The organism is Streptomyces sp. (assembly GCF_050698815.1).
Taxonomy (GTDB): domain Bacteria; phylum Actinomycetota; class Actinomycetes; order Streptomycetales; family Streptomycetaceae; genus Streptomyces.
This window is the reverse complement of record NZ_JBOHCV010000066.1, coordinates 1-3,332: the sequence shown is the minus strand read 5'-3', so window position 1 is coordinate 3,332 and position 3,332 is coordinate 1. Positions and strand designations below refer to the sequence as shown.

General features: G+C 72.0%; 4 protein-coding genes and 2 pseudogenes. 5 read left to right on the top strand and 1 reads right to left on the bottom strand.

Annotation, left to right across the window (positions count from 1 at the left end):
* Positions 1–627, top strand: a pseudogene (locus ACRDP3_RS02785) (nitrite reductase (NAD(P)H)); the annotation flags it as partial.
* The gene (gene nirD, locus ACRDP3_RS02780) at positions 624–1,016 is read left to right on the top strand and encodes a nitrite reductase small subunit NirD (RefSeq protein ID WP_431515188.1); all 393 of its coding nucleotides are present in this window, start codon (positions 624–626) and stop codon (positions 1,014–1,016) included. The pseudogene ACRDP3_RS02785 and the gene nirD, both read left to right, overlap by 4 nt.
* A gap of 53 nt (positions 1,017–1,069) precedes the next feature.
* Here nirD and ACRDP3_RS02775 read toward each other — a convergent pair whose 3' ends face one another.
* Complete coding sequence (locus ACRDP3_RS02775) at positions 1,070–1,507, bottom strand: MarR family winged helix-turn-helix transcriptional regulator (RefSeq protein WP_431515187.1); 438 nt, start codon at positions 1,505–1,507, stop codon at positions 1,070–1,072.
* A 213-nt stretch (positions 1,508–1,720) separates the two neighbouring features.
* Between ACRDP3_RS02775 and pcaH the strand changes: the two genes are divergently transcribed.
* The 3 genes and pseudogenes from pcaH to ACRDP3_RS02760 all read left to right on the top strand — a co-directional run.
* Positions 1,721–2,491 carry a protocatechuate 3,4-dioxygenase subunit beta gene (gene pcaH / locus ACRDP3_RS02770; RefSeq protein WP_431515186.1) on the top strand — a complete coding sequence of 257 codons (771 nt, stop codon included), beginning with the start codon at positions 1,721–1,723 and terminating at the stop codon, positions 2,489–2,491.
* Positions 2,488–3,087: a protocatechuate 3,4-dioxygenase subunit alpha gene (gene pcaG / locus ACRDP3_RS02765; RefSeq protein WP_431515185.1), complete on the top strand. Its 600-nt coding sequence runs from the start codon at positions 2,488–2,490 to the stop codon at positions 3,085–3,087. The genes pcaH and pcaG overlap by 4 nt, the downstream gene beginning before the upstream one ends.
* Positions 3,074–3,332 (top strand): annotated as a pseudogene (locus ACRDP3_RS02760) (3-carboxy-cis,cis-muconate cycloisomerase); the annotation flags it as partial. The gene pcaG and the pseudogene ACRDP3_RS02760, both read left to right, overlap by 14 nt.

Below are 3,332 nucleotides of genomic sequence, written 5' to 3'. Positions count from 1 at the left end.
GGCGTGCAGGACAGCGTGCGGATGGCGATCGACCTGGAGCTGCGGTACCGGGGGCTGCGCTCGCCGCACAAGCTGAAGTCGGCGGTCTCCGGCTGCGCCCGGGAGTGCGCGGAGGCCCGCGGCAAGGACTTCGGCGTGATCGCCACGGCGAACGGCTGGAACCTGTACGTCGGCGGCAACGGCGGTGCGGAGCCGCGGCATGCGGATCTGCTGGCGCAGGATCTGTCCGACGCCGAGCTGATCCGCCTCATCGACCGCTTCCTGATGTTCTACATCCGCACCGCGGACCGGCTGGAGCGCACCTCCGCCTGGCTGGAGCGGATCGAGGGCGGACTCGACCACGTCAGGGACGTCGTCGTGCACGACTCCCTCGGCCTGTGCGACGAACTGGAGGCTCTGATGGCCGACCACGTCGCCCACTACCGGGACGAGTGGGCCGCCACGCTCTCCGACCCGGAGAAGCTGGCCCGGTTCGTCTCCTTCGTCAACGCGCCCGGAGTGCCCGACCCGTCCGTGCGGTTCGTCGCCGAGCGCGAGCAGATCAAGCCGGACCTGACGCTCCTCTCCGGCCCCGACATCCCCGTACGAAGCACTGTCCGCACGCTCGAAGGGACCACCACACGATGACCACGATGACCGTCGCCCCAGCCCTCGCGGACACGGCCGCCGGCACCACCACGGGCACAGCCGCCCGGCAGGTCGAAGTGCGAACCGGCGCGGGCTGGTTCTCGGTGTGCGGCCTGGCCCGCCTCACCCCGGGGCGCGGTGTCGCGGCACTGCTGCCGGACGGCACCCAGGCAGCCGTCTTCCTCGACCGCGGGGGCCGTGCGTACGCGATCGGCAACCGCGACCCCTTCACCGGCGCCTACGTCCTCTCCCGCGGCCTGCTCGGCTCCGCCGGCGGCGCGCCCTTCGTGGCCTCGCCGCTGCTGAAACAGCGCTTCGACCTGGCCACGGGCCGCTGTCTGGACGACGAGGAGATCAGCGTCCCGGTCTTCAGCTGCCGGACGAGCTGACCACCGGGCCGGCCACCGGGTCCGACCACCGGGCAGCCGGGCCGCCGGGCTGCTCAGCCGCGCAGCTCCTCCGCGGCCCCGGCGACCCGCGCGATCAGGCGCAGCAGCGTCTCCTGCTCGTCGCCGTCCAGCGGCGCGAGGAAGACCCGGTTCATCCGGGTGGTGCGGGTGACGAGCTTCCTGTGCGCGCCCTTGCCCTCCGTCGTCAGCTTCAGCACGTTCCGCCGCCCGTCCGCCGGATCGCGCACCCGCTCGATCAGCCCGCGCGCCGCCAGCCGGGCGACCAGGTCGGCGATGGTGGAGCGGTCGAGACGCACCTGCTCGCTGAGGGTGCGCTGGTCCATGCCCGGCTTCTCCACCAGCGCGTTGAGCACGGCGAACTGCGGTGACGTGGTCTCCTCCGAGACCATGGCGCCCCACAGCAGCGAGTGGGCCTGCTGGAGCCGGCGGGCCAGATGCCCGGGATGCGTGCTCAGATCGACGGCGACCATGCGCTCTCCCTCAGGGCTGCTCATTCATCGGTGTACTGATTGATTCTTACTACTGAGGCCGAGAGGTGTCGAGCGAAGCTCCCTTTCCACCGTGGTCTTGACGCGTCGCGTCCTGGGTGACAGCGTCTGTGAAACGTCACCGAAATACTCAGCACACTGAGCAAATGAACCACGGCTGCGTCCGTCCGTCAGGGCCGACAGGAGTACGTTTCCATGTCCCTCAGCCAGCACGACATCGACCGCGAGGTCGCCGGACTGCGCGACGCGTACGAGCGGTCCCGCGCCGCCGGCGCACCGGCCAGGTCCCATCCGCCCCGTGACTACGCGCCGTACCGCAGCAGCGCGCTGCGCCATCCGAAGCAGCCGCTGGTCCCCGTGCGGTGCGACCCGGAAACGGTCGAGCTGCACACTCCGGTGTTCGGCGGCACAGACGTCACCGACACCGACCACGACCTGACCCGGCAGCATCACGGCGAGCCGCTCGGCGAACGGATCACCGTCTCGGGCCGGCTCCTCGACAGGGCCGGGCGGCCGGTCCGCGGCCAGTTGATCGAGCTCTGGCAGGCCAACGCGGCGGGGCGCTACGCCCATCTGCGCGACCAGCACCCGGCACCCCTGGACCCGCACTTCACCGGCGTCGGGCGCACCCTGACCGGGGACGACGGCGGCTACAGCTTCACCACCGTCAAGCCCGGCGCCTACCCCTGGCGCAACCACGACAACGCGTGGCGCCCGGCGCACCTGCACTTCTCCTTCTTCGGCTCGGCGTTCACGCAGCGGCTGATCACGCAGATGTACTTCCCCAACGACCCGCTGTTCGCCTACGACCCCATCCTGCAGTCCGTCACCGACGAGTCCGCCCGGCAGCGGCTGGTGGCGGCCTACGACCACGACCTGTCCCGGTCCGAATGGTCGCTGGGCTACCGCTGGGACGTCGTGCTCGACGGCCCGTCCGCCACCTGGATCGAGGAAGGCCGCGGATGACCTCGACTTCTCGCTCTCCGTTCCAGCCCACCCCGTCCCACACCGTGGGGCCGTTCTACGGATACGCCCTGCCCTTCCCCGGCGGCGGCGACCTCGCGCCCGTAGGCCGTGCGGACGCCGTCACGGTGCACGGCCACGTCTACGACGGCGCCGGCGAGCCCATCCCGGACGCCTTGGTCGAGCTGTGGCAGGCCGATCCGGGCGGGGGCCTCTCGGGCGCTCCGGGCTCGATGCGGCGCGACCCGGTGACCGGTGGGCATCTGGGCCGCAACGGCGTGGACTTCACCGGCTTCGCCCGGATCCCCACCGATGCGGACGGGCACTGGGCGGCCCGTACGCTCCTGCCCGGCGCGCCCTCCGGCCACGCTCCGTACATCAGCGTGTGCCTCTTCGCGCGCGGGCTGCTGCATCATCTCTTCACCCGCCTGTACTTTCCGGAGCACACCGAGGCGCACGCCTCCGACCCGCTGCTCGCCTCGCTTGACCCCGCCCGGCGCGAGACGCTGGTGGCGACGGCTGACGACGCCGCAGGCTCGTACCGATTCGACATCCGGCTGCAGGACGGGAAGGAGACGGTCTTCCTTGACTTCCACTGATCCAGGCGCAGACCCGGAGCCCGGCCCGGCCCTGGCTCCGGCCCCGGCTCCGGAGGTCGGTCTGCTGTCGCCGGTACGGGCGGGCTCGGCGGCCGAGTCGCGCACCGGCGACGCCGCCGTGCTCCAGGCGATGCTGGACGCCGAGGCCGCGCTGACCCGGGCACAGGCAGGCCTCGGGCTGGCTCCGGCGGCGGCGGCAGCAGCCGTCACGGCAGCCGCGCGCGCCGACCGCTTCGACGCCCGCG